The organism is Rhodococcus sp. P4_C10 (assembly GCF_056402135.1).
This window is the reverse complement of the sequence record NZ_JBFUHZ010000015.1, coordinates 13224-37856: the sequence shown is the minus strand read 5'-3', so window position 1 is coordinate 37856 and position 24633 is coordinate 13224. Positions and strand designations below refer to the sequence as shown.

The following is a 24633-nucleotide window of genomic DNA, read 5'->3' as shown; positions in this document are numbered from 1 at the left end:
ATCCTTCCTCAGTCTGTAAATAGCAGTAGGGGCGGGCTGGGTATGAGACCCTGGCCCGCCCCTACTGGGAGCTTAGCGTCACTCCGCGACATCAGTCGCGAGGCGATATTCGCAGCAGAATCAGGCCTCTGCCGCGGCCGGAACGATGTTGACGGTCTTGCGGCCACGCTTGGTGCCGAACTCGACCGCACCCGCGGAGAGCGCGAACAGCGTGTCGTCGCCGCCACGTCCGACGTTCACGCCGGGGTGGAAGTGGGTTCCGCGCTGACGCACCAGGATCTCGCCGGCGCTGACGGACTGACCGCCGAAGCGCTTCACGCCGAGTCGCTGTGCGTTCGAATCGCGACCGTTACGGGAGCTGGATGCACCCTTCTTATGTGCCATGTTGTTGACCCTCCTCGGGCAAACTAAGTCTAGAAGAACTAGTTGTTGATACCGGTGACCTTGAGGACCGTCAGCTTCTGACGGTGACCCTGGCGCTTGTGGTAGCCGGTCTTGTTCTTGAACTTGTGGATGCGGATCTTCGGACCCTTGGTGTGCTCGACGACCTCGCCGGTGACCGTGACCTTGGCCAGCTTGTCGGCGTCGGTGGTCAGCTCGGATCCGTCGACGACGAGGACCGGGGCCAGCGAGACAGAAGTGCCGGGCTCACCCTCGATCTTCTCGACCTTGACGAGGTCACCAACAGCGACCTTGTACTGCTTTCCGCCGGTCTTGACGATCGCGTACGTTGCCATCGGAGGGCTACCCCTTGCTTCTTCGAACGTGCTCGCGCGGCTTGAGCCGAGCGACTGGTCTGGTGTGCTTGCTACCTCAGGCGCGCCCGCCGCTGCCCTGTTGGGCGCAGCCGAGCGTTATCGCCGAGTAGCGACCGGTCAAGATTACGGGATGGCGGCGGCCAGGGTCAAACTGGCTCCGCCACCCCGAACTCGTCCGGCCTACGCGTCCGCCGGCGGACCCGCGGGACGTGCCGACGCACGGCGACGGGGACGGCGCGCGGGCGCCTTGACCTCGCCGTCGGACTTCACCGGTGCGGCGGCCTCGGGCTCCGCGACAACCGGCTCGACGACCGTCTCGACGACTACGGGCTCGGCGACAACCGGCGCCTCGACGACGGACGCCGCGACCGGCTCCGGCGTCGGGACCACCAGCACCGCAACGGCATCCGACTCCTCGGCCACCGGGGCCGCAGCGGACCGGCTGGACCGCCGCGAACGACGACGTCCCCGCGTGGGCGCGGAGACCTCTGCCGCCGGCTTCTCGGCGACCTCTGCCTCGGCAACCTCGGACTCGGCGACCTCAGCCGCGACCTCGACAACCGGAGCTTCGACAACCGGGGCCTCGAGCACTGCGACCTCTGCCACGGCGGGCGCCTCGTCGACCTTCACGTCGGAGGCACCGGCCTCGGCCGCCGCCTCGGCCGCCTTCGGCTCGGCCTCATGACCCTGCTCGGCCTCATGACCCTGCTCGTCGTCGTGGAGGTGCGAGGCCATCGCCAGCGCGACCGGATGCGCACGCTTGACCGTCGCGTCCGCGTCGTGCACGTCCTCGTGACCGTTCTTGGCCTCCGGCGCCTCGGGCTGCGTGGCCGCCTTCTCGCCACGTCCACGCCGCTTACGGGTGCCGGACTCGCCCTTCGACGCAGCGGCCCGCGAGCCGTCGTCGCCGGACTTCTCCTCGATCGGGTCGGCGTGGACGATGATGCCGCGTCCATGGCAGTGCTCACAGGTGGTGGAGAACGCCTCGACCAGCCCCGTGCCCAGCTTCTTACGGGTCATCTGGACCAGGCCGAGCGAGGTGACCTCGGAGACCTGATGACGCGTCCGGTCGCGACCGAGCGCCTCGGTGAGCCGGCGCAGGACCAGGTCCCGGTTCGACTCGAGCACCATGTCGATGAAGTCGACGACGATCATGCCGCCGATGTCCCGCAGGCGCATCTGCCGCACGATCTCCTCGGCCGCCTCCAGGTTGTTCCGGGTGACGGTCTCCTCGAGGTTGCCGCCGGCGCCGGTGAACTTGCCGGTGTTGACGTCGACCACGGTCATCGCCTCGGTGCGGTCGATCACCAGGGTGCCGCCCGAGGGCAGCCACACCTTGCGGTCGAGCGCCTTGGCGAGCTGCTCGTCGATCCGCTTGACCTCGAACACGTCGGGGCCGCCGGCGGACGGCGAGTAGCGCTCGACCCGCGGCAGCAGGTCGGGTGCCACGGCAGCGATGTAGTTCTGCACCGTCGACCAGGACTTCTCGCCCTCGATGACGATCTTGGCGAAGTCCTCGTTGAACAGGTCACGGACGACCTTGACCAGCATGTCCGGCTCTTCGTACAGCGCCTTCGGGCTGCTCGACTTGCTCTTGTCCGCGTCGGCGGCCTGCTTCTCGATGTCCGCCCACTGGCTCTGCAGCCGGGTGACGTCACGCGCGAGCTCTTCCGCACTGACTCCCTCGGAGGCGGTGCGGATGATGACGCCTGCCTCCGGCGGCACGATCTCGCGCAGGATCTCCTTGAGACGCTTGCGCTCGGTGTCGGGCAGCTTGCGGCTGATGCCGGTGGAGCTGCCGCCTGGCACGTACACGAGGAAGCGACCGGCCAGCGAGATCTGCGTGGTCAGGCGGGCACCCTTGTGGCCGACCGGGTCCTTGCTGACCTGGACGAGCACCTGGTCGCCCGGACGCAGCGCCTGCTCGATCTTGCGGCTGTTGCCGCCGAGGCCGGCGGCCTCCCAGTTGACCTCGCCGGCGTACAGCACACCGTTGCGGCCGCGGCCGATGTCGATGAACGCGGCCTCCATGGAGGGCAGCACGTTCTGGACGCGGCCGAGGTAGACGTTGCCGACCATCGACGCGGACGCCGAACTGGTGACGAAGTGCTCGACGAGGATGCCGTCCTCGAGGACCGCGACCTGGGTCAGTCCGGACTGGTGCCCGGCGCCGGTCTTCTCGCGGACCACCATCACCCGGTCGACGGACTCACGGCGGGCCAGGAACTCGGACTCGGTCAGGATCGGCGGCCGACGACGGCCGGCGTCGCGACCGTCGCGGCGACGCTGACGCTTCGCCTCGAGCCGGGTGGAGCCGGAAATGCCCTGGACCTCGTCCTTGACGCGGGCCTTGGTACGCGGCTCGCGCTCGTGCACGACCGTGGCGACGCCGTCTTCCTCGGATCCGGCCTCGGCGCCCTCACCGCTGCCCTTGCGGCGGCGGCGACGACGACGGCGACGGCTCGAACCGTCTCCGGCCTCCTCGGCCTCCTCCGACTCGCCTGCCTCGGACTCCGGCTCCGCGACCTCGACAGCTGCCTCGGCCTCGGCCTCGGCCGCTGCGACCTCGGTGCGCTCGTCGGTCGTCGCCTCCTCGGCGGACTCCTCCTCGGTCGTCGGCTGCTCGTCGCCGCCCTGCTCGCCACGGCCACGGCCGCGGCCACGACGGCCACGACGGCGACGACGGCTCTGCGCGTCGCCCTCCTCGTCGGACTCGGCGGCGTGCTGATCCTCGACCACGGCGGTGTCGGCCGCGGGGGCCTCGACTGCGGCGGTGTCCTCCTCGGTCGGCGCCGGGGCCTCGACCTCGGTGACCGCCATCGACGGCTCGACGGTGGTGACCTCGATGGGAGCGTTCTCGTCCGGTGCCGCGGCCTCGCGGCGGGCACGGCGTCGACGCGGGGCGGGCTCCGCCTCGGGCTGCAGGAACAGCGGCGCCTGGAACACAGGTGCGCTCTCGGCCGCGGCCGGCACGTGCGCATGCGGCTTGTCGAGGTTCGTGAACAGCCCCTGCTGGGCCTCGGCCGCGGGGGCCGCGACCTCGGGCACCTCGGCGGCCGGGACCTCGGCAACGGGCGCCTCGGCCTGGGGTGCCTCGGACTTCGCGGCCTTGGCCCGGGAGGCCCGACGCCTGGGCGCCTTGGCCTTGGGCTCCTCGGCAACCGGGGTCTCGACCTCGGCGGCCGGGGTCTCGACCGCGACGACCTCGGTCGACGGGGCTGCCGTCTCCGCGGCGCCGCTCAGCGCCGCGTGAACCTGCTCGGCGAGCGAACGATCGACGCTGGACTGCGCGCTGCGCAGCTCCGAGCCGAGCTCGGCGACCTGGGCAAGCACCTGCTTGCTGGTCACACCGAGCAGTTTCGCCAGTGCGTGCACCCGGATCTTGTCCGGGAAGGTCGGTGCCGCATCTGCTGCGGCGGAAGTCTGTGATTCGAGCGGCGCTTTGTCGGCCACGTAAGTCTCCTCGGGCCCCCGGGCGCGTCCACCTTGACTTTCCGGGTGTGACGCGGCCACGCGAGGGCACTGCTATGTGTACCCACGACGGTGGACGTGGGATTGTCTGGTTCTCGCCCCGCGCGGTTGGCAGTGAACCGTTGTTCACTGCCAGTTCGTGCGACGCCTGGCTGGATGGCGGTGCTCCGTGATCCGCGCGCCTGATCATCCAGCGTGCCGTGGTGTACGGGGTGTCCGCACACCGTGGCAGCGATGAGGGCATCGAACCGTGGTGTCATCCGGCCGGACCCGCGTGTTGCAAATGTGAGTCCGACCGATACCAGTATCCCACACCGCAACGACCGGCCGCGCCAAGGCGCACCGGTGGGGCCCGCCTCGCCCGACCACTCGGTCGGCCCGGTGTGACTGCCGGGGCGTTTGGATGACACGGCCCGAGGTTGGGTGCGGGTACCAGTTCGCCCCGCCGGCTGTCACCGACGGGGCGAGAGGGGGTGTACGAAAAGGAAACTAGCCGCGGGCCAGGTGCGGGAACCAGAGCGCGATCTCCCGCTCGGCCGACTCGACGGAGTCGGAGCCGTGCACCAGGTTCTGCTGGCCGTCCAATGCCAGGTCGGCGCGGATGGAACCCGGGACGGCCTTCTCGACCGGGTCGGTGCCGCCCGCGAGCTGCCGGAACGCCGCGATCGCCCGCGGGCCCTCGAGCACCGCCGCGACCAGCGGCCCGGAGGTGATGAACTCCAGCAGTCCCGGGTAGAAGGGCCTGCCTTCGTGCTCGGCGTAGTGCGTGGCGGCGATCGCCTCGTCCGCGGTCTTGAGCTCGAGGGCTGTGATGGACAGCCCCTTGCGCTCGACACGGCCGAGGATCTCGCCGACGAAACGCCGGGCCACTCCGTCGGGCTTGATCAGTACCAGGGTCCGCTCAGTCACAGCACTCAGCCTAGAACGTCAGTCCCGTTGACCCGGAAGCAGTCCCTTTTCCATCCGGTCCAGGATGTCGCGGCGCAGGTACAGCAGGTACGCCCAGACCGACGAGAACACCAGTCCCATCACGCCGATCGAGATGTGCACGGCGAAGCCGGCCACCAGCGCGACCTGCAGCACGATGTTGAACGCCATCCCCCACGACCGGCCCTGCACACCCGCCCCGAGGATCATCAGCAGCGCGAGCACGACGAGGTAGGTCCCGCTGGCCGCGGTCAGTCCCCCGCCGACGGTCGCGACCACCGGGATCGCCAGCAGCACAACGATTGCCTCCAGGATCAGCGTGCCCGCGCAGACCCCGCGGAAGCTCTTCCACGGGTCCTTCGTCGGCGGCTTGAAGCCCGTTCCCTCAGCCGGCGCATGTCCCTCGACGTGCGGTTGCCCCTCGCCGCCCCCTTCGGGTGCGGTCGAGTTGTCAGGTGTGCTCACGCCGGTTCCTTTCCGAACAGGGTGCGGGCCATGCCCGCGGTGACGACGGATCCGGTGACCACGACGCCGGCGCCGGAGACGGACTCACCGGGTTCGGCGACCTCCTCGGCCAGCTCGATGGCGGTCTCGAGCGCGTCGGGCAGCGTCGACGCCACCACCACGCGCTCGTCGCCGAACCGCGCGACCGCGATGTTCGCCAACTCCTCGACGTCCATCCCGCGCGGCGAGCCGTTGTGGGTCACCACGATCTCGTCGAAGACGGGCTCGAACGCGGTCAGCAGACCCTCGACGTCCTTGTCCGCCATCACCGCGACGACGCCGACGAGCTTGCGGAAGTCGAACTCGTCGGCCAGCGCGGTGGCCAGCGCGCGAGCGCCGTCCGGGTTGTGCGCGGCGTCGAGGAACACCGTCGGTGCGCTGCGGACACGCTCGAGTCGACCCGGATTCGTCAGGGAGGCAAAGCCTTCCCGGACCGCGTCGATGTCGAGCTGGCGGTCCGCACCCGCCCCGAAGAACGCCTCCACCGCGGCCAGCGCCAGCGCGGCGTTGCGGGCCTGGTGCTCGCCGTGCATGGGCAGGAAGATGTCGGTGTACACGCCGCCGAGGCCCTGCAGTTCGAGCTGCTGGCCGCCGACCGCGATCCGGCGGGCGAGCACCCGGAACTCCGAGTTCTCGCGCGCCACCGCGGCATCGGCCTCGACCGCGCGCCGCAGCAGCACCTCCGCGACCTCCGGGGTCTGCTCGGCGAGGATCGCGACGGTGTCGCGTGGCACCAGCGACTCCGGCGCCTTCTTGATGATCCCGGCCTTCTCCGCCGCGATGCCGGCGAGGTCGCTGCCGAGGAACTCGACGTGGTCGAGGCTGATCGGGGTGATCACCGCGACCTGACCGTCGATCACGTTGGTGGCGTCCCACTTCCCGCCGAGCCCGACCTCGATGACGGCGACGTCAACCGGGGCTTCGGCGAAGGCCGCGAACGCCATCGCGGTGAGCACCTCGAACTTGCTCATCGCCGGCCCGCCCGCCGCCTGCGACTGGGCGTCGACCATGCCGATGTACGGCTCGAGCTCCCGGTAGGTGTCGACGTAGAGCCGCGGCGAGATGGGCTTGCCGTCGATGCTGATGCGCTCGGTGGCGATCTGCAGGTGCGGGCTGGTGGTCCGGCCCACCCGCCGGTGCATCCGGGTGAGCAGCGCATCGATCATCCGGGTCACCGACGTCTTGCCGTTGGTGCCGGCGACATGGATCGCCGGGTAGCCGTGCTGCGGCGAACCCAGCAGGTCCATCAGGGCAGCGATCCGGGTGAGCGACGGCTCGATCTTCGTCTCGGGCCAACGCTTGTCGAGTTCGGCCTCGACCTGCGCGAGCTCGGCGAGGTCCACCGCCGCGGACTCGGAGCCGGGCATGCTCACGCCTTCCCCAGATCCTCGAGCCGGGCGGTGATCCGCGCGACTTCCTCGGTGGCGAAACTCTGGCGCCCGCGGATCTTGTCGACGACGGCGTCGGGCGCCTTCGCCAGGAAGGCCTCGTTGCCGAGCTTGGCGGCGGTGCCGGCCAGCTCCTTCTCCGCTGCGGCCAGGTCCTTCTCGAGCCGCTTGCGCTCGGCGACCAGGTCGACGGTGCCGGAGGTGTCGAGCTCGACGGTGACGGTGCCCGCGCTCAGCCGGACTTCGAGTGAAGCTGTGGCGGTGAAGTCGTCGGCGGGCTCGGTGAGCTTGCCCAGCGACGCCACCGACGACTGCTGTCCGTCCAGGTCTGCCGTGGCGATGCCGGTCAGCCGGGCCGCGACCTTCTGGCCCGGGTTCAGGCCCTGGTCACTGCGGAAGCGCCGGATCTCGGTGACGAGGCGCTGCACGTCCGCGATCCGCTGCGCGGCGACGCCGTCGACGGCCTCGCCGGACGCCTCCGGCCAGCTCGCGACGACGACGGACTCGCCGCCGGCGAGCACCTTCCACAGGCTCTCGGTGACGAACGGCATGACCGGGTGCAGCATCCGCAGCAGCGCGTCCAGCACGTTGCCGAGCACCGCGCGGGTGGCCTCGGCCTGCTCCCCCGCGAACTGCACCTTGGCCAGCTCGAGGTACCAGTCGCAGACCTCGTCCCAGGCGAAGTGGTACAGCGCCTCGCAGGCCTTGCCGAACTCGTACCGGTCGAAGGCGCCGTCGACCTCCGCGCGCACCTGGTCGAGCCGGTCGAGGATCCAGCGGTCAGCGTCGGTGAGTTCGTCGCGGGCCGGCAGCGGGGCCGGCGCGGCGCCGTTCATCAGCGCGAACTTGGTGGCGTTGAACAGCTTGGTGGCGAAGCTGCGGGAGGACTTCGCGTGGTCCTCGCCGACGGACAGGTCGCTGCCCGGGTTGGCGCCGCGGGCCAGCGTGAATCGCAGTGCGTCGGCACCGAATTCGCGGACCCAGTCCAGCGGGTCGATGCCGTTGCCCTTGGACTTCGACATCTTCTTGCCGAACTCGTCGCGGACCAGGCCGTGCAGGAAGACGTCCTTGAACGGCATCTGCGGCCCGGACTTGCCCTCGCCGGCGGTGATCGCCTCGTCCTGCGAGACGAAGGTGCCGAACATCATCATCCGCGCCACCCAGAAGAACAGGATGTCGTAGCCGGTGACGAGAACGCTGGTGGGATAGAACTTCTCGAGCTCCGGGGTCTTGTCCGGCCAGCCCATCGTGGAGAAGGGCCACAGGCCGGAGGAGAACCAGGTGTCGAGGACGTCGGGGTCCTGCGTCCAGCCCTCGGGTGCGGTCTCGTCGGGTCCGACGCAGCGGACCTCGCCGTCCGGGCCGTACCAGATCGGGATGCGGTGGCCCCACCACAGCTGACGCGAGATGCACCAGTCGTGCATGTTGTCGACCCAGCCGAACCAGCGCGGCTCCAGGCTGGCGGGGTGAATCGTGGTGTCGCCGTTACGGACCGCGTCACCGGCGGCCTTGGCGAGGGTGTCCACCTTGACCCACCACTGCAGCGACAGCCGCGGCTCGATGGACTCACCGCTGCGCTCGGAGTGCCCGACGCTGTGCAGGTACGGACGCTTCTCGGCGACGACGCGGCCCTGCTCGGCCAGCGCCTCGCGGACCTTGACCCGCGCCTCGAACCGGTCCATGCCGTCGAACGGCGTTCCGGTGTCGGCGATCCTGCCGGTCTTGTCCATGATGGTCGGCATCGGCAGGTTGTGCCGCATGCCCATCTCGAAGTCGTTCGGGTCGTGCGCGGGGGTGATCTTCACGGCGCCGGTGCCGAACTCGGGGTCGACGTAGTCGTCGGCGACGATCGGGATCTGGCGACCGGTGATCGGGTGCTCGAGCGTGGTGCCGAGCAGGTGCTTGTAGCGCTCGTCCTCGGGGTGCACGGCGACCGCGGTGTCGCCCAGCATCGTCTCCACACGCGTGGTGGCGACGATGACGTGCGGCTCGTCGTCGTTCAGGGAGCCGTAGCGCAGCGAGACCAGTTCGCCCTCGACGTCCTCGAACTTGACCTCGATGTCGGAGATGGCGGTCTGCAGCACCGGCGACCAGTTGACCAGCCGCTCGGCGCGGTAGATCAGGCCGGCGTCGTACATCCGCTTGAAGATGGTCTGGACGGCGCGGGAGAGACCGTCGTCCATGGTGAACCGGTCGCGGCTCCAGTCCACGCCGTCGCCGAGGCTGCGCATCTGGCCGCCGATGGTGCCGCCGGACTCACGCTTCCAGTCCCACACCCGCTCGATGAACGCCTCGCGGCCGAGGTCTTCCTTCTTCTTGCCCTCGGCGGCCAGCTGCTTCTCCACCACGTTCTGGGTGGCGATGCCCGCGTGGTCCATGCCCGGAAGCCACAGCACCTCGAAGCCCTGCATCCGCTTGCGGCGGGAGAGCACGTCCATCAGGGTGTGGTCGAGAGCGTGGCCCATGTGCAGGCTGCCCGTGACGTTCGGGGGCGGCAGCACGATCGAGTAGCCGGGCTTGTCGCTGGCAGGGTCCGGGGTGAAGTAGCCGGCCGCCACCCAGCCCTCGTACAGCTCCTGCTCCACGGTGCTGGGGTCCCAGCTCTTGGGGAGGGCGTCGGCGGCGGTCTTGGGGTCTTGCGGCGCGGCACTGGTCACCCAGTGATTCTAGAGAACGCGGCTACCGCGCCGCCCGCCACATGGTCCACAGCGTCGGACCGCCGCCCGGGAGCACGATCTCGTCGGTCGCCTCGAGGCCGAAGCGCTGGTGGTAGGGCACATTCTCCTGTTTGCCCGACTCCAGGCAGGCGGGGGCGTGCTCGCGGTCACAGCGCTCGAGCCGCTAGTTCATCGACGCCCTGCCGTGGCCCGCGCCCCGCGCCGAGGGCAGGGTGCCGATGGTGCTCGGGCACCGGTGCGGCTCCGCCGGATGCACCCGCTCCATCACCTCGGACACGGCCCCGCGGCGCCCCCACGGAAAACCGGTGGCGTCGACCGGCACCGGCGGCCAGACTGACCGGCCATGGAACCTGCCGAGTACGCCGACCACGACGCGGTCGGGCTGCGCGCCCTGATCGTCGCCGGCAAGGTGAGCGCCGCCGAGGTCGAGGCCGCGGCCCGGCGGGCTCTGGACTCGGTGAACCCGGACCTGAACGCGCTGACGCTGCCGCTGTTCGAGCCGGCGCTGACCCCGACGGCCCGCTGGCGGGTGTGCCGCTGGTCGTCAAGGACAGCGGCCCGATGGCCCGCGGGGTGCCGTTCACCCTCGGCAGCCGCGCCCTCCGCGTCGCGGTCGCGGGCGTCGACCACGAACTGATGACCCGGTTCCGGGCGGCGGGACTGGTGACGCTGGGCCAGAGCACCGCACCGGAGTTCGGGCTGAACTTCGCGACCGAGTCCCGGCGGTACGGGCCGACCCGCAACCCGTGGGACCTGCGCCGCGGGGTGGGCGGGTCGAGCGGCGGGGCGGCCGCGCTGGTCGCCGCCGGGGCGGTGCCGCTCGCGCACGCCAACGACGCGGGCGGGTCGATTCGGGTGCCGGCGTCGTGCTGCGGGCTGGTCGGTCTGAAGCCGGGGCGCGGGCGCACCCCGTCCGGTCCGCTCGTCGGGGAGGCCGGGTTCGGGCAGATCGCCGAGTTCGGGCTCACCCGGACCGTCCGGGACGCCGCCCACCTCCTCGACGCCGTCTCAGGGCCGATCGTCGGCGAGAAGTACGCGGCGGCCCCGCCGTCGCGCCCGTACGCGGAGTCGATCCGCGCGGACCCCGGGCGGCTGCGGGTGGCCGTGACCACCGACGCCTGGTCCGGGGTCCCGGTGGACCCGCAGGTCCGGGACGCCACGGTCGCCGCGGCGCAGGTGCTCGAGTGGATCGGGCACACGGTGACGCCGGCGAGCCCCGGCCTGGCCGCCGAGGACGTGGTGGAGGCGGCGATGCTGGTGGTGGTCTCGACGGGGGCCGCGATCCTGCGCGCGCCCCGCCGACCGGACCCGAACCTGCTCGAGGCCACGTCCCGGCGGGTCCTGTCCGAGACGCAGGTGTTCACCGCGCTCGAGGTGATGGCCGCGCTCGACGCCCAACACCGGGTGACCCGTGCCGTCGGACTGTTCCTCACCGGCTACGACCTGCTGGTGACGCCGACCGTCGGGCAGCTGCCGCCGCCGCACGGCACGCTCGACTACGACGACGACGCCCCCGGGCAGTCGGCACGATCCTGGATCCGGCGGATCTTCGAGGTGGGGCCGTTCACCGCGGCGTTCAACGTCTCCGGGAACCCGGCGGTCAGCCTGCCGCTCGGGCAGAGCCGCGAGGGCCTGCCGATCGGGGTGCAGTTGGTGGCCGCCCACGGCCGGGAGGACCTGCTGCTTCGGGTGGCGGCGCAGCTCGAGCAGGCGGTGCCGTGGTCCGGGCGGCGGCCGTCGATCTCTGTGTAGCCGCGCGTGGTTCCGCCGTCGGGCGGGAGTGCCGCCGATGACCGGCCGCGACGGCCGCGCACGGCTACCCTCCACAACATGCGCGCAGTGGTGATCACCCGGCACGGCGAGGCCGACGTCCTCCAGGTCCAGCAACGGCCCTCCCCGACGCTCGCGCCCGGCGGTCTGCGCATCGAGGTCCGTGCTGCCGGGGTCAACTTCGCCGACGTGATGGCCCGACTTGGGCTGTATGCCGACGCCCCTCCCCTGCCCAGCGTCGTCGGTTACGAGGTGTCGGGCATCGTCACCGAGATCGCCTCGGACGTCACCGATTTCGCCGTCGGCGACCGCGTCTTCGCCGGCACCCGGTTCGGCGGCTACGCCGAGGAGGTCTGCGTTCGGCAGCAGGACGCGGTGCCGCTGCCGACCGCACTGAGCTTCGAGCAGGGCGCGGCCATCCCGGTCAACTACGCGACCGCGTGGGCCGGCCTGATCGGCTACGGCAACCTGCAGGCAGGCGAGCGGGTGCTGATCCACGCGGCCGCGGGCGGCGTCGGCATCGCGTCCACGCAGATCGCCGCCCGACACGGCGCGCAGGTGTACGGCACCTCGTCACCCGGAAAGCACGACGCCATCCGAGGTTTCGGCGTCGAGGTGGCCCTGGACTACAGAAAGCGGGGCTGGGAGAAAAACCTTCCGCCGATGGACGTGGTGATGGACGCGCTCGGCGGCGCGTCGCTGCGCCGCAGCTACCGACTGCTGCGGCCGGGCGGACGACTGGTCGCGTTCGGCGCCAGTTCGGTGGTCTCCGGCGACAAGCGCAATCTGCTCAAGGCCCTGCCCCAGGCGCTGAACATGATCCGTGGGTTCAACGCCATGGACCAGATGACCGAGTCCAAGGCGGTGATCGGGCTGAACATGCTGCGGCTGTGGGACGACCGCGGCACCCTCGAGCCGTGGATCACCCCGCTGAGGGCCCTGATCGACGACGGCACCGTCGCGCCGGTGGTCTCCGACGTGGTCCCATTCGACCGGGCGGCCGAGGCACACCGCATCCTCACCGAGCGTCGCAACGTCGGCAAGGTGGTGCTGGTGCCGTGAGCATTCCAAGCATCGGCGCCACGCTGGTGACGTCCCGCTCTTTCGAGGAGTACGTGGCGATGTTCGCGCTGGACAGCGACGACCTGTCCGGCACGGTGCTCGACTGCCCCGCCGGGGCGTCGTCGTTCACCGCGACCGCGCACGAGGCGGGCACGCGAGCCACCGCCTGCGACAGCGCATACGGGGACCGGCAGTCGCTCCTGGACTCGGTGCGCCCCGAGGTCGAGCGCGGCAACCGCTACATCGCGGAGCACCACGAGGGCTTCTCCGACCGGTTCTTCGCCACCCCGGACGAGCACCTCGGCCACCGGCTCACCGCGGCCGACGTGTTCGTCCGGGACTTCGTCGACCGCCCCGGGTCGTACGTTCACGCCGCGCTGCCGGAACTGCCCTTCGGCGACCGGTCCTTCGACCTGGTGCTGTCCTCGCACCTGCTCTTCAGCTACGCCGACCGCCTCGACCTCGACACCCATCTCGCGTACCTGACCGAACTGGTCCGGGTGGCCCGCGACCAGGTCCGCGTCTTCCCGCTGGTGCCGACGGGCAGCACGGCCCGCTACCCGCACCTGGGCGAGCTCCGCGACCGACTCGCCGCCCGCGGCGTCGACACGACCGTCACCGCCGTCGACTACGAGTTCCAGCGCGGCGCCGACGAAATGCTGGTGTGCCGGCGCCCCTGACAGCAGCGGCACACCAGCGTCGTGGTCGCTACTTGGCGAGCAGCGGCGCGATCCGCGGCGGGATCTGGTCGAGCGCGTACGGCAACGACAGCACCGTGCTCCAGGTCATCGCCTCGGCGGCCTCGTCCTCGAGGATGATGGCGCGGCCGTCCTTGACGACCTCCAGTTCCTGGTAGACCGGCGTCGCCGCCAGCTCGGCGCGCAGCTTGTCGCCGTATCCGCCGCCCGCGTACCAGACGAGAAGGTCCGCGTCGGCCAGTGAGAGCTGCTCGGTACTGATCGGCGCGAAGTTGGTGGTGGTGATCTGCTGGGTGACCGGCGGGTTCACGAAGCCGAGCTCGGTGAAGAAGCGGACCTTCGGGTCCTCCGGGCCGTAGACACCGAACTGGCCGGGGCCCTTGAGCGCGCCGACGATGACGGTCTTGCCCTTGAACGACGGGTTCGCGGCCGCGACGGAGGCGAACTTGTCCTGCACCCCCGTGACCAGTTCCTCCGCCTTGTCCGAACGGCCCAGCGCCTTGCCGACGATCCGGGTCTGGTCCTGCCACGGCACGCCGTAGTCCGCGTAGTCCGCGGGCTGGGCGACGGTGGGCGCGAGGGCACTGAGCTTGTCGTACTCGCTCTTCGTGATGCCGGAGTAGGTGCCGACGATCAGGTCCGGGTTGGTGGCCGCGACCTTCTCGATGTTGATGCCGGTGCTGGCGGTGCCGACGATCGCGGGAGTGGCGCCGGCGAGCAGGTCGTGGGCCCACGGCCACACCGCGTCGGGCTGGTTGCCGTACCAGTCGAAGACACCGACGGGCACCGTGCCGAGCGCGAGGATCGCGTCCTGGTCGTTGTAGCCGACGCTCGCCACCCGCTGGGGGTCGGCGCCGACCTCGGTCTGCCCGTACTTGTTGGTCAGGGTCGCCCCGGACCCGCCGGCGGAACCGCCGTCACCGTCACCGCTGCTGCTGCAGGCGGCGGCGAACGCGAGCAGCGCACCGGACGTCCCGATCAGAAATCCCCGACGCGTCAACCGTCCAACGTCTGCCATCGACTCTCCTCCGTCGTGCCACAAAACCCTCCGGTCCTCACCGAAGCGAGGTAAGGCTAGCCGAAATGAGGGGCCATTTGTCGCGGTCCGTGTCCGGCCGTTCACCGGCGAGTCCACTATGGACGCATGACGCGCAAGGGACCCGACGCCGACATCGACGAATCCGACCTGGTGATCACCCCACACATGGACCACGCGGCCGGTGTGCCGGCGGTGCTGGTCTCGCTGCAGCGCTCCGTCGAGCAGATGGGTGTGGTGCGCACCGCGCAGACCCTCACCCGGCTCAACCAGCGACACGGATTCGACTGCCCCGGCTGCGCCTGGCCCGAGACGCCCGGCCACCGCCGGCCCGCCGAGTTCTGCGAGAACGGCGCCAAGGCCGTTGCCGAGGAGGCCACCCTGCGCCGCGTCGGACCCGAGTTCTTCGCCGAGCACTCGGTGGCCGAACTCGCCACCAAGACCGACTTCTGGCTCGGCCAGCAGGGTCGGCTGGCGGAGCCGATGGTGCTGCGCGAGGGCGCGACGCACTACGCCCCGATCGGCTGGAACGACGCGTACCGGATGATCGCCGACGAACTGCGGGCGCTGCCCAGCCCGGACGGCGCCGTCTTCTACACCTCGGGACGCACCAGCAACGAGGCGGCGTTCCTGTACCAGTTGATGATTCGCAGTTTCGGCACCAACAACATGCCGGACTGCTCGAACATGTGCCACGAGTCCTCCGGCAGCGCGCTCACCGAGTCCATCGGCATCGGCAAGGGCTCGGTCACCGTGCCGGACCTCGAGTTCGCCGACCTCATCCTCGTCGCCGGCCAGAACCCCGGCACCAACCACCCGCGGATGCTCTCCACCCTGGAGGCCGCGAAGCGCAACGGCGCCAAGATCATCGCGATCAACCCGCTGCGGGAGGCCGGGCTGCGCCGGTTCAAGGACCCGCAGCGGGTCGGCGGCGTCGTCGGCCGCGGCACCGACATCGCCGACGAGTTCCTGCAGATCCGGCTCGGCGGCGACATGGCGCTGTTCCAGGGACTCGGGCGGCTGCTGCTGGAGGCCGACGACGCCGCCCCCGGCACCGTGGTCGATCGCGAGTTCGTCGCGCGGCACTGCGCCGGATTCGACGAGTACGAGAAGCGGGTCCGCGCGGTCGATCTCGACGTCGTGCTCGAGGCGACCGGTCTGACGTCGGCGCAGCTGCACGAGACGGCGGCCGCGATGGCCCGGTCCGAACGGACCATCGCCTGCTGGGCGATGGGCCTGACCCAGCAGACCCACGGGGTGGCGACCATCCAGGAGATCACCAACCTGCTGCTCATGCGCGGCATGATGGGCAAGCCCGGCGCCGGCGTCTGCCCGGTCCGCGGCCACTCCAACGTCCAGGGCGACCGCACCATGGGCATCTGGGAGCGGATGCCCGACGCCTTCCTCGACGCCCTCGACCGCGAGTTCTCCATCACCAGTCCCCGGGCTCACGGCTGGGACACCGTCGAGGCGATTCGCGGCATGCGCGACGGCAGGGCCGGCGTGTTCATGGCCATGGGCGGCAACTTCACCCGCGCGACCCCGGACACGGCGGCCACCGAGGACGCGCTGCGCCGCTGCGCCCTGACGGTGCAGGTGTCCACCAAGCTGAATCGCTCGCACGTGGTCACCGGGCGCACCGCGCTGATCCTGCCGACCCTCGGACGCACCGACAAGGACATCCAGGCCGGCGGGAAACAACTTGTCTCCGTAGAGGACTCGATGTCGATGGTGCACCTGTCCCGCGGCAACCTCACGCCGGTCAGCGAGCACCTCCGCAGCGAAGTCTCGATCGTCTGCGATCTCGCCCAGGAGCTGCTCGGCCCCGGTCACCCGGTCCCGTGGGCCACGTTCACCGCCGACTACGACCGGGTCCGCGACTCGATCTCACGGGTGGTGCCGGGCTGCGAGAACTACAACGAACGGGTGCGCAGGCCGGACGGCTTCCAGTTGCCGCACCCGCCGCGCGACCGGCGCGAGTTCCCCACCCGCACCGGCAAGGCGAACTTCGCCAGCAACGAACTGCGCTGGGTGCCCACTCCCCCCGGCCGGCTGATCCTGCAGACCCTGCGCAGCCACGACCAGTACAACACCACCATCTACGGCCTCGACGACCGCTACCGCGGCGTCAAGGGCGGCCGCCGGGTGATCTTCGTGTCCGCCGCCGACCTCGCCGAACTGGGCCTGACCGACGGCGCCGCCGTGGACATCGTCTCGGAGTGGACGGCGGCCGACGGTACCGTCGAGGAGCGCCGGGTCAGCGACTTCCGGGTGGTCGAGTACGACACCCCGAAGGGCAACGCCGCCGCCTACTACCCGGAGACCAACCCACTGGTGCCGCTCGATCACGTTGCCGCCAAGTCGAACACCCCCGTGTCCAAGGCCGTGCTGGTGCGCCTCGAACCCGCCGGGAGCCGATGATGGGCCGCGTCACCGCGCGACGGTCGGTGCTGCGCGTGAGCGCCACCGGGACCGTCCGGCGTCCGGACAGCCTCGCCGTCGAGGAGCCGCTGGAGATCCGGATCGGCGGGCGGTCGCTGTCCGTCACCATGCGCACCCCGGGCCACGACATCGACCTGGTCCACGGCTTCCTCCTCGGCGAGGGCATCATCACCTCGGCGCAGGACGTCTCGGTGATCCGGTACTGCGACGGGGTGGACGCCGACGGCGCCAACACCTACAACGTGCTCGACGTGGCGCTCGCCCCGGGAACGCCGGAACCCGTTGTCGCGGAGCGGAACTTCTTGACCACCTCGGCGTGCGGGGTGTGCGGCAAGGCCTCGCTCGAGGCGGTGCGGGTGCGCGCGCCGTACGACCTCACCGCCTCGACGCTCACCGTCGCCACCGCGGTGCTGGCGTCGATGCCGCCGACCATGCGGACCCGGCAACAGGTCTTCGAGCGCACCGGCGGCCTGCACGCCGCCGGCCTGTTCACCGCGGACGGCGCGCTGCTGGCGGTCCGCGAGGACGTCGGCAGGCACAACGCCGTCGACAAGGTGCTCGGCTGGGCGCTCACCGCGGGCGGCGTCCCGCTGTCCGAGGCGGTGCTGGTGGTCAGCGGTCGCGCCTCGTTCGAACTGGTGCAGAAGGCCGTCGTGGCCGGGGTCCCGATGCTGGCCGCGGTGTCTGCGCCGTCCTCGCTGGCCGTCGACCTCGCCGCGGAGTCCGGCCTGACCCTGGTCGGGTTCCTCCGCGGCGAGACGATGAACATCTACACCGGCGAGCAGCGCATCAAGCTGGCGTGAGGTCCCGAGTCCGGCCGATCATGGCCCCCACCCCTCGGGAGGCCGCATCGGGTCCTGCGGCGCTGCCAAACCTCGCGAGGTCAGGCCGGCGAGAGCTTGAGCGACGGCACGGCAGCCGCCGGTCCGTCCCCCCACAGCAGGGCAGACCTGCGGTGGTAACCCGGTCCGAAACCGTGCAGGAGTACGAAGCGGGGAACGGCGGGGATCACGCCCATGATCACCTCGCGGTCCTCCGGCGAGAGTCCGTCGACGATCCAGGGCGCTTCGGCTCCCAGTTCCCTGAAGCCCTTCGGCTTGACGAAGTACTCCTTCTCGACGGCGAGGTACTCGTCGGTCGTCAGTGCGGCTCCGACGACTGGCATCGTCTCCCGTTCTTCACGCCTCAGATGTGGCAGAAGGACGTCGCCGAGTCCGGCGAGCGCCGCAAGCACGCCTTCCCGCGTGGACCCGTCGTCGCGGTAGGCCCGTGCGGCCTCCTCCACCCGGCGCATCGCGGGAGCGATCCGCTTGTGGTCGGCATCCATTTCGTCGAGCAGTGCACCCGCCGACGGATTCTTGACCCGGATCAGCGGCCACAACCCGACGTCCTCTGCGGTGTGGTGCAGGTGCAGGACGTTCATCACCCACAGGACGTGCAATGCCAGCGCTCGACGGCGTCTCCGCTCCGGGTACGGCTGAGTCTCGAGTGTGAGGCGGATTCGTTCCAGGTCGCGGCGCAGCGCGCTGTGAATGATCCCCATGTTTCGCATCTTGGCGGCGGTGCGCAGATCGGTATCACGGCGATCCCCTCTCCTCGCCCTCATGGCACACTCCTTCCCTTCGTCCGCGCCGAACGATCAAAGGCGAATCGAATGCGTCCCGACCCCGCCCTGTTGACCACGTTCTCGAAGGCGCACCGGACATCACGGCCATAGCGGTCGACCCCGCTGAAAGAGACGGGTCGACCAGTGGAATGACGTGGCATTCGGGATTACGTATATTGAGTTCCACTAGGTTGCACCTAAAGTATGGGAGCGGTAATGGCCGACGTCAAGAGGCGCTACGACGCATCCGGCAGGCAGCGGCAGTCTCGCGACAGACGGCGCGCGGTGGTAGTCGCCGCACGGGAGTTGTTCGAGCGTGACGGCTTCCGGGCCACCACAATGGCTGCGGTCGCCGATCGGGCGGGCGTCTCGGTGAAGGGCCTGTACAAAGCTTTCGGGAGCAAGGCTTCGCTGGCGAAGGCGGTGTTCGATCTCGCGATCGCCGGTGACGACGAGCCGGTGTCTGTCGCGGACCGACCCGAGCAGCAGGCGATGTTCGCCGAGCCGGATGTGCGCCGCAAGATCGAGATGTTCGTCCACGGTCTGGCACGGCGCCAGCAGCGGTCCGCCAAGGTGCTGATCCTGATTCGCGACGGACGGCACGTGGACGACTCGCTGATCCCGGTCTGGCAGCAACTGAACGATGAAGGCCTGACCGGAATGGAGATGCTCGGACGTCACCTGCTGGCGACCGGCCGACTTCGCCCCGGCATCGAAGTCGACGAGGTGCGCGATGTGCTGTGGATCTACCTCGCGATCGACATCTACGAGCGGCTCGTCCTCGAAAGGGGATGGACGCTCAACAGGTATGCGGACTGGATGACACGAACGGTCATCGCCGCCATCTGCCCGTAGCCGTGTTCGCATCGCCGGGCACCGTGAGGGCCGGACCCGCCACCGCCGTTCTGACGGTCGACGTGCCGCCGCCGGTGCACAGCACTGGCGGCGGCACATTCGCGTCAGTTGCCGCGGGCGATCCACTCCTCGAGGTGCGGGGCCTCGGTGCCGATGGTGGTGCCGTCGCCGTGCCCGGTCCGCACCGTCGTCTCGGCCGGCAGGGCGAAAAGCCGGTCCCGGATCGAGCCGATGATCGTCGGGAAGTCCGAGTAGGAGCGGCCGGTGGCGCCGGGTCCGCCGGAGAACAGCGTGTCGCCGGAGAACAACTCCCCCGCCTCCGGCAGGTACAGGCAGGTCGAGCCCGGCGAGTGACCGGGCGTGTGGATCGCCTGGATCTCGGTGCCCGCCACCGCGATCCGCTGCCCGTCCTCGAGCGACCGGTGCGTGACCTCGGGGTGCGTCATTCGCCAGAGCACGTCGTCGGCCGGGTGCAGCAGGATCGGGGCGTCGAGCCGCTCCGCCAGTTCCGGTGCGACGGTGACGTGGTCGTTGTGGCCGTGGGTGCAGACGATCGCGACCACCTTCCGCCCACCGACCGCGTCGACGATCGGCTGCGCGGTGTGGGCGGCGTCGACGATCACCACCTCCGAGTCGTCACCGATCAGCCAGATGTTGTTGTCCACCTCCCAGGTTCCGCCGTCGAGTTCGAACGTCCCGGAGGTGACGACGCGGTCCACCCGCAGTGCGCCACTCACAGCACGACCACCGAACGCAGCACCTCGCCGCGGTGCATGGACTCGAACGCCTGCTCCACCTGGTCCAGCGCGATCCGCTCGGTGACGAACTTCTCCAGCGGCAGCCGACCCTGCTGGTAGAGGTCGACGAGCATCGGGAAGTCGCGCTCGGGCAGGCAGTCTCCGTACCAGGACGACTTGAGCGAGCCGCCGCGGGAGAAGAAGTCGACCAGCGGCATCTCGAGCGTCATGTCGGGGGTGGGCACGCCGACCAGGACGACGGTGCCGGCGAGGTCGCGGGCGTAGAACGCCTGCTTCCAGGTCTCCGGGCGGCCGACCGCGTCGACGACGACGTCGGCGCCGAATCCGCCGGTGAGCTCCTGCACGGCCTCGACGACGTCCTCGACCTCGGAGGCGTTGATCGTGTGGGTGGCACCGAGTTCCGTCGCCCACTCGAGCTTGCGGGGGTCACGGTCGATCGCGATGATCGTGCCCGCGCCCGCCAGTCGCGAGCCCATGATCGCCGCGTCGCCGACGCCGCCGCAGCCGATCACGGCCACCGAGTCGCCGCGGCCGACGTTGCCGGTGTTCATCGCCGCGCCCATGCCCGCCATCACGCCGCAGCCGAGCAGTCCGACGACGGCCGGGTCCGCGGACGGGTCGACCTTGGTGCACTGTCCCGCGTGGACGAGGGTCTTGTCCGCGAACGCGCCGATCCCCAGCGCGGGCGAGAGCTCGGTGCCGTCCTCGAGCGTCATCTTCTGCGTCGCGTTGAAGGTGTCGAAACAGTACTGCGGGCGGCCGCGCTTGCACGCCCGGCACTGACCGCACACGGCCCGCCAGTTGAGCACGACGAAATCGCCGACCTCGACGGAATCGACTCCCTCACCGATGCTTTCGACGACTCCCGCGGCCTCGTGACCGAGCAGGAAGGGGTACTCGTCGTTGATCCCGCCGTCGCGGTAGGTCAGGTCGGTGTGGCACACGCCGCACGAGGCGACGGCGACGACGACCTCGCCCGGGCCTGGATCGGGAATCGTGATCTCCGCGATCTCCACCGGTGCGCCCTTGGCGCGCGCGATCACTCCCCGTACCTGCTGCGGCATGGCCTGGTCTCCTCAATTGTCGACGGCGCGAGTGCGCACATTGCGATACCCGCATGTCGACCGTAACGCGGCCGGCATGCCCCGACGACCTGACCGAAAGGACGGTGTCGCCTGACCGAACTGCGGGGTGGACGGGTCCGGTTTGTCGAGTCGGGTCAGGGCGCCGGGCGGACCCCGGCCTCCACCGCGACCGCCGCCGCCTCGCCCCGGGTACCCACGTCGAGCTTGCGGAGCACCGCCGCGACGTGGAACTTGACGGTGCTCTCGCTGACCTGAAGCCGCTCCGCGATCACCCGGTTGCGCCGGCCCGCGACGAGATGCTCGAGTACCTCCACCTCGCGCGGCCCCAGTACCGACAGCGTGTGCCGGCTCCCCGCCTCCGGCGGATCCAGCGGCAGCACCGCCGACAGTCGTGACCCCCACCCGGGCGTCGATTCCGACTCGTACGTGCCGCCGAGGGTGTCGATGCGGGGCCGCAGCTGCCTGTCCAACTCAGCGAGGTCCGCGACGCCGCGGCCGTCGTCGCGGACATCGATCAGCAGGCTCGCGCCGTCGCAGCCCCACGACACCCGCAGCCGACGCAGCTCGGGCTGTACCACCAGACCCAGCACAGCGCCCCGCACCACCGCGCGGGCGGCGTGGGCGACCTCCCCGGGAAGGCCCCGGCCGCCCACCGGTGGTTCCACCAGCTCGACGTCGACACCCTCCGGAACCAGCCCACGCAGTTCGCCGCGCAGCCGGGCGAACGCGGTGGTCGCCGCCTCCTCCGCCAGCTCCCGATGCCGATCGACCGCCGAACGCAGCCCGATCAGCGCCGACGTCGCGGACTCTCGCGCGGTGACCCGGGCCCGGGCATCGTCGAGGTCGGGCGAGCGCAGCGTCGCAAGAATCGTCTCGAGCGTCGCCGCATGCGCCCCGGTGAGTTCGGCGATGGTGCGGGCTCGCTCGGCCGACGCCGCCCGCGACTCGGCGAGGTAGGCGGGGCTCGCGTGCCCGACCTGGAGGGTGATGCCGAGCGCGACGACCGCGAACAGCGACGCCAGCAGGTCCGTGTCCGTGTCCGTATCGGTGTCCGCGACGTCGCCCGGCACGATCACGAGGAGGGTGTCGGTGCGGTCGAGAATCGCGAGCGTCGGGTGTTCGCGCCCGGCGAGGACCGCGCCCCCGCGCCGTGCCCGCGACGAATCCCGCTGCGCCGGACCGAGTTCGGTCCGTAGCCGATCCAGCTCGGCGACCGTCACCCGCCCGGTGATCCGCGGATCACCCGCCACCTTGCGGGGCCGGCCGGTGCACTCGCGGGTGAAGATCACCAGCGCCGAGTGCGGGAACAGTGGCGCCAGCAGCATCGAGAACCGGCGACCGATCTCCGGCAGCGGGCCGACGAGAACACTGCGCAGCCCGTCGAGGAGGGGCTTCTCGGCGCTCCACGTCGCGTTGATCCCGGTCGTACTGCTCACGCGCTGCACCCTATCGGCAGCCGCCCCTCAGCCTGTCCGGTGCACCGACTGCGGCGTCAGGTAGGCACCCAGGCCCTCGATCCCGAACTCGACCCCGAGCCCGGAGTCCCCGCGACCACCGAAGGGGGCGCTGTGGTTGGAGGCGAAGAAGTTGATGCCGATCGACCCGGTGTCGACGCGGCGCGCCACCGCCATCGCGGCGCCGGTGTCTCGCCCGAACACGATGCCGCCCAGACCGAATTCGGTGTCGTTGGCCAGGGCCACCGCCTCGTCCACGGTGTCGTAACGCGTGACGGTGACGACGGGTCCGAAGATCTCCTCGCGGGCCACACGCATGTCTGGGGTCACATCGGCGAGTACGGTCGGCACGACGAACCAGCCGCGCTCGGTCTCTGCCTTCGTGCCACCGGTCGTGACCCGAGCGCCCTCCACACGCGCCGACTCCAGGAGTCCGAGCACGATCTCGTGCTGGTCCGCGGTCGCGGACGGGCCGAACTCGGTGTCCTCGTCGAACGGGTCGCCCTGCTTCGCGGCCGCCACGGTGCGGGTGACCATGTCCACCACCTCGTCGTAGCGCTGCGCCGGCGCGAGGATGCGCGTGGCGATGTAGCAGGTCTGGCCGGTGTTGCGCATGCAGGACCGGATCAACACCTTCGACATCGCGTCGAGATCGGCGTCCGGGAGCACGATCGCCGACGATTTCCCGCCGAGCTCGAGGGTCACCGGGCGCAGCAGTTCACCGCACGCGGCCGCGATCCGGCGGCCGACCGCGGTGGAACCGGTGAACGCCACCTTGCGCACCTTCGGGTGCCGCACCAGCAGGTCGCCGGTCCGTCCCGCCCCCGTGACGAGGTTGATCACTCCGGCCGGAATCCCGGCGGCCAGCGCGGCGTCCACCACGAAGCGGATCGACAACGGCGTGGTCTGCGCCGGCTTGATCACGACCGTGCACCCGGCGATCAGGGCCGGCGCCAGCTTCGCGACGACCAGGTTGATCGGGAAGTTCCACGGCGCGATCAGTGCGCACACCCCGACCGGATCACGATGGACGACGGTCTCCCCCGGCCGGTTCGGGTACGGACGGACATCCGGGGCCTCGAGGAACGGCGCCAGCGACGCGAAGTAGCGCAGGATCCCCGCCGCGTTCGCCGCCGCGCCGCCGGTCTCCGCGATCGGGCTGCCGTTCTCGCGGGTGTTGGTCCAGGACAACGGTTCCGCGCGCTTGACCACCTCGTCGGCGAAACGCCGCAGGTACTCCGCCCGCGCCGACGGCGCGAGGTCGGACCACCCGGCGCCGCGGAACGCGCGGTCCGCGGCGTCGACCGCGCGGTCCACGTCCTCCGCGGAGGCGTCGGGCACCGAGCCCCACACCTCCTCGGTGGCCGGGTCGACGACGTCGATGCGCTCGCCGCCGCTCACCCGCACCCACTCCCCGTCGACGAAGATGTCGTCGACGCGGGTGTACGGCAGGTCCAACGAGTCGCGCTTCACCGCAGCACCCTTCACCGCAGTACCTCCGTCTTGAGCAGTGCCCGCGAGCGGTCCAGGTCCGCCGCCGCGATCGCGACCGCGGCCTCGGTCTTGAACTCCGGAACGATCTCGCTCTCGAGCCGATCGCAGTAGCGGGCGGGGGTCAGCGCGAACCACGACGACGCCAGCGCGATTCCCGTGGAGCAGAACCGCCACAACCGGTCCGCGTCCCGCACCAGTGCGTCCTCGAGCGACTTCGCGTCGGGACGGGTGTCGTGACCGTCGACTATCGCACAGACCCGGCCGACGAAGTCGGCGTCGTAGCCGAGTGGAGGCAGCACCTCCTCGGCGATGAGGCAGCCCTGCCGCTCGTGCTCGAAGCGGATCTCGGCCTTGCGCCAGTCACCGCTGAATCCCTCGGAGATGATGCGTGATTCGTCGACGCGGCCCCAGCCTGTGTCGTGCAGCAGGATCGACACCCGCACCAGGAGTGCGTCCGCCTCCGGATGGGCGGCGCAGAGCCGTTCGGCGTAGGCGAGCGAGATCGGAAGGTGAATGTCGTTGCCGCGCGCGCGGGTCTCGGGAATCACCGACTTCCAGATCCGGTCGAGGTCGGTGCCGGCCGCCGCGGACAGCTCGATCGGCGAGGTGTCGACGGGACGGTTGGTGGTGATGAGCATGGTGTTCCT

General features: G+C 70.5%; 22 protein-coding genes. 7 read left to right on the top strand and 15 right to left on the bottom strand.

What is annotated here, in order from left to right; all coding sequences use genetic code 11:
- Positions 1 to 120 precede the first annotated feature (120 nt).
- The 8 genes from rpmA to AC1DWC_RS12590 all read right to left on the bottom strand — a co-directional run bounded on the left by rpmA (position 121) and on the right by AC1DWC_RS12590 (position 10048).
- On the bottom strand, positions 121 to 384 hold the full coding sequence (rpmA, locus tag AC1DWC_RS12625) for a 50S ribosomal protein L27 (protein ID WP_005248077.1): 264 nt from the start codon (positions 382 to 384) through the stop codon (positions 121 to 123).
- Between the two features lie 38 nt (positions 385 to 422).
- Positions 423 to 737: a 50S ribosomal protein L21 gene (gene rplU / locus AC1DWC_RS12620; RefSeq protein WP_477838143.1), complete on the bottom strand. Its 315-nt coding sequence runs from the start codon at positions 735 to 737 to the stop codon at positions 423 to 425.
- A gap of 201 nt (positions 738 to 938) precedes the next feature.
- Positions 939 to 4211, bottom strand: coding sequence for a translation initiation factor IF-2 N-terminal domain-containing protein (locus AC1DWC_RS12615; RefSeq protein WP_477908479.1), 3273 nt, complete (start codon positions 4209 to 4211; stop codon positions 939 to 941).
- Positions 4212 to 4718: 507 nt separating this feature from the next.
- Positions 4719 to 5138 carry a nucleoside-diphosphate kinase gene (ndk, locus tag AC1DWC_RS12610; protein WP_072844953.1) on the bottom strand — a complete coding sequence of 140 codons (420 nt, stop codon included), beginning with the start codon at positions 5136 to 5138 and terminating at the stop codon, positions 4719 to 4721.
- 18 nt (positions 5139 to 5156) lie between these two features.
- Complete coding sequence (locus AC1DWC_RS12605; RefSeq protein WP_477908477.1) at positions 5157 to 5621, bottom strand: DUF4233 domain-containing protein; 465 nt, start codon at positions 5619 to 5621, stop codon at positions 5157 to 5159.
- A complete protein-coding gene (gene folC / locus AC1DWC_RS12600) occupies positions 5618 to 7027 on the bottom strand; it encodes a bifunctional tetrahydrofolate synthase/dihydrofolate synthase (RefSeq protein ID WP_477908519.1) in 1410 nt (469 codons plus the stop codon). Before folC ends, AC1DWC_RS12605 begins: the two co-directional genes overlap by 4 nt.
- Positions 7028 to 7029: 2 nt before the next feature.
- Positions 7030 to 9705: a valine--tRNA ligase gene (locus tag AC1DWC_RS12595; RefSeq protein ID WP_477908475.1), complete on the bottom strand. Its 2676-nt coding sequence runs from the start codon at positions 9703 to 9705 to the stop codon at positions 7030 to 7032.
- A 184-nt stretch (positions 9706 to 9889) separates the two neighbouring features.
- Positions 9890 to 10048, bottom strand: a complete 159-nt coding sequence (locus AC1DWC_RS12590) for a hypothetical protein (RefSeq protein ID WP_477908473.1) — start codon at positions 10046 to 10048, stop codon at positions 9890 to 9892.
- Between the two features lie 21 nt (positions 10049 to 10069).
- Here AC1DWC_RS12590 and AC1DWC_RS12585 point away from each other — a divergent pair, with 21 nt between their 5' ends.
- The 4 genes from AC1DWC_RS12585 (at position 10070) to AC1DWC_RS12570 (ending at position 13238) form a co-directional block, all read left to right on the top strand.
- Positions 10070 to 10363, top strand: coding sequence for a hypothetical protein (locus tag AC1DWC_RS12585; RefSeq protein WP_477908471.1), 294 nt, complete (start codon positions 10070 to 10072; stop codon positions 10361 to 10363).
- Entirely contained in the window at positions 10258 to 11478 is a 1221-nt protein-coding gene (locus AC1DWC_RS12580; RefSeq protein WP_477908469.1) for an amidase, read from the top strand. The genes AC1DWC_RS12585 and AC1DWC_RS12580 overlap by 106 nt, the downstream gene beginning before the upstream one ends.
- A gap of 78 nt (positions 11479 to 11556) precedes the next feature.
- A complete protein-coding gene (locus tag AC1DWC_RS12575) occupies positions 11557 to 12558 on the top strand; it encodes a synaptic vesicle VAT-1 family membrane protein (RefSeq protein ID WP_477908467.1) in 1002 nt (333 codons plus the stop codon).
- Positions 12555 to 13238: a methyltransferase domain-containing protein gene (locus AC1DWC_RS12570; protein WP_477908465.1), complete on the top strand. Its 684-nt coding sequence runs from the start codon at positions 12555 to 12557 to the stop codon at positions 13236 to 13238. Before AC1DWC_RS12575 ends, AC1DWC_RS12570 begins: the two co-directional genes overlap by 4 nt.
- Positions 13239 to 13266: 28 nt before the next feature.
- Here AC1DWC_RS12570 and AC1DWC_RS12565 read toward each other — a convergent pair whose 3' ends face one another.
- A complete protein-coding gene (locus AC1DWC_RS12565) occupies positions 13267 to 14274 on the bottom strand; it encodes an iron-siderophore ABC transporter substrate-binding protein (protein WP_477908463.1) in 1008 nt (335 codons plus the stop codon).
- 126 nt (positions 14275 to 14400) lie between these two features.
- Here AC1DWC_RS12565 and AC1DWC_RS12560 point away from each other — a divergent pair, with 126 nt between their 5' ends.
- Complete coding sequence (locus tag AC1DWC_RS12560) at positions 14401 to 16713, top strand: FdhF/YdeP family oxidoreductase (protein ID WP_477908461.1); 2313 nt, start codon at positions 14401 to 14403, stop codon at positions 16711 to 16713.
- The gene (gene fdhD, locus AC1DWC_RS12555; RefSeq protein ID WP_477908517.1) at positions 16713 to 17537 is read left to right on the top strand and encodes a formate dehydrogenase accessory sulfurtransferase FdhD; all 825 of its coding nucleotides are present in this window, start codon (positions 16713 to 16715) and stop codon (positions 17535 to 17537) included. Before AC1DWC_RS12560 ends, fdhD begins: the two co-directional genes overlap by 1 nt.
- Before the next feature lie 80 nt (positions 17538 to 17617).
- Here fdhD and AC1DWC_RS12550 read toward each other — a convergent pair whose 3' ends face one another.
- Positions 17618 to 18277 (bottom strand): hemerythrin domain-containing protein, encoded by a 660-nt coding sequence (locus AC1DWC_RS12550; RefSeq protein WP_477908459.1) that lies wholly within the window; start codon positions 18275 to 18277, stop codon positions 17618 to 17620.
- Between the two features lie 279 nt (positions 18278 to 18556).
- Between AC1DWC_RS12550 and AC1DWC_RS12545 the strand changes: the two genes are divergently transcribed.
- Positions 18557 to 19195: a TetR family transcriptional regulator gene (locus AC1DWC_RS12545; RefSeq protein WP_477908457.1), complete on the top strand. Its 639-nt coding sequence runs from the start codon at positions 18557 to 18559 to the stop codon at positions 19193 to 19195.
- 104 nt (positions 19196 to 19299) lie between these two features.
- On the opposite strand, the gene AC1DWC_RS12540 is transcribed toward AC1DWC_RS12545, so the two are convergent.
- The 5 genes from AC1DWC_RS12540 to AC1DWC_RS12520 form a co-directional block, all read right to left on the bottom strand.
- A complete protein-coding gene (locus AC1DWC_RS12540) occupies positions 19300 to 19932 on the bottom strand; it encodes an MBL fold metallo-hydrolase (RefSeq protein WP_477908455.1) in 633 nt (210 codons plus the stop codon).
- Positions 19929 to 21017: an S-(hydroxymethyl)mycothiol dehydrogenase gene (locus AC1DWC_RS12535; protein WP_072844941.1), complete on the bottom strand. Its 1089-nt coding sequence runs from the start codon at positions 21015 to 21017 to the stop codon at positions 19929 to 19931. Before AC1DWC_RS12535 ends, AC1DWC_RS12540 begins: the two co-directional genes overlap by 4 nt.
- Positions 21018 to 21172: 155 nt before the next feature.
- On the bottom strand, positions 21173 to 22363 hold the full coding sequence (locus AC1DWC_RS12530) for a helix-turn-helix transcriptional regulator (protein WP_477908515.1): 1191 nt from the start codon (positions 22361 to 22363) through the stop codon (positions 21173 to 21175).
- A 138-nt stretch (positions 22364 to 22501) separates the two neighbouring features.
- Positions 22502 to 23965, bottom strand: coding sequence for an aldehyde dehydrogenase family protein (locus AC1DWC_RS12525; protein ID WP_477908453.1), 1464 nt, complete (start codon positions 23963 to 23965; stop codon positions 22502 to 22504).
- A gap of 11 nt (positions 23966 to 23976) precedes the next feature.
- A complete protein-coding gene (locus AC1DWC_RS12520; RefSeq protein ID WP_477908451.1) occupies positions 23977 to 24624 on the bottom strand; it encodes an HD domain-containing protein in 648 nt (215 codons plus the stop codon).
- Positions 24625 to 24633: the final 9 nt, after the last annotated feature.

What these genes read in the sequence shown, in the direction of transcription:
- rpmA (WP_005248077.1), bottom strand. Translation starts at nt 384, where the DNA reads ATGGCACATAAGAAGGGTGCATCCAGCTCCCGTAACGGTCGCGATTCG.
- rplU (WP_477838143.1), bottom strand. Translation starts at nt 737, where the DNA reads ATGGCAACGTACGCGATCGTCAAGACCGGCGGAAAGCAGTACAAGGTC.
- folC (WP_477908519.1), bottom strand. Translation starts at nt 7,027, where the DNA reads ATGCCCGGCTCCGAGTCCGCGGCGGTGGACCTCGCCGAGCTCGCGCAG.
- AC1DWC_RS12585 (WP_477908471.1), top strand. Translation starts at nt 10,070, where the DNA reads ATGGAACCTGCCGAGTACGCCGACCACGACGCGGTCGGGCTGCGCGCC.
- AC1DWC_RS12575 (WP_477908467.1), top strand. Translation starts at nt 11,557, where the DNA reads ATGCGCGCAGTGGTGATCACCCGGCACGGCGAGGCCGACGTCCTCCAG.
- AC1DWC_RS12565 (WP_477908463.1), bottom strand. Translation starts at nt 14,274, where the DNA reads ATGGCAGACGTTGGACGGTTGACGCGTCGGGGATTTCTGATCGGGACG.
- AC1DWC_RS12560 (WP_477908461.1), top strand. Translation starts at nt 14,401, where the DNA reads ATGACGCGCAAGGGACCCGACGCCGACATCGACGAATCCGACCTGGTG.
- fdhD (WP_477908517.1), top strand. Translation starts at nt 16,713, where the DNA reads ATGGGCCGCGTCACCGCGCGACGGTCGGTGCTGCGCGTGAGCGCCACC.
- AC1DWC_RS12550 (WP_477908459.1), bottom strand. Translation starts at nt 18,277, where the DNA reads ATGGGGATCATTCACAGCGCGCTGCGCCGCGACCTGGAACGAATCCGC.
- AC1DWC_RS12545 (WP_477908457.1), top strand. Translation starts at nt 18,557, where the DNA reads ATGGCCGACGTCAAGAGGCGCTACGACGCATCCGGCAGGCAGCGGCAG.
- AC1DWC_RS12535 (WP_072844941.1), bottom strand. Translation starts at nt 21,017, where the DNA reads ATGCCGCAGCAGGTACGGGGAGTGATCGCGCGCGCCAAGGGCGCACCG.
- AC1DWC_RS12530 (WP_477908515.1), bottom strand. Translation starts at nt 22,363, where the DNA reads ATGCTGCTGGCGCCACTGTTCCCGCACTCGGCGCTGGTGATCTTCACC.
- AC1DWC_RS12520 (WP_477908451.1), bottom strand. Translation starts at nt 24,624, where the DNA reads ATGCTCATCACCACCAACCGTCCCGTCGACACCTCGCCGATCGAGCTG.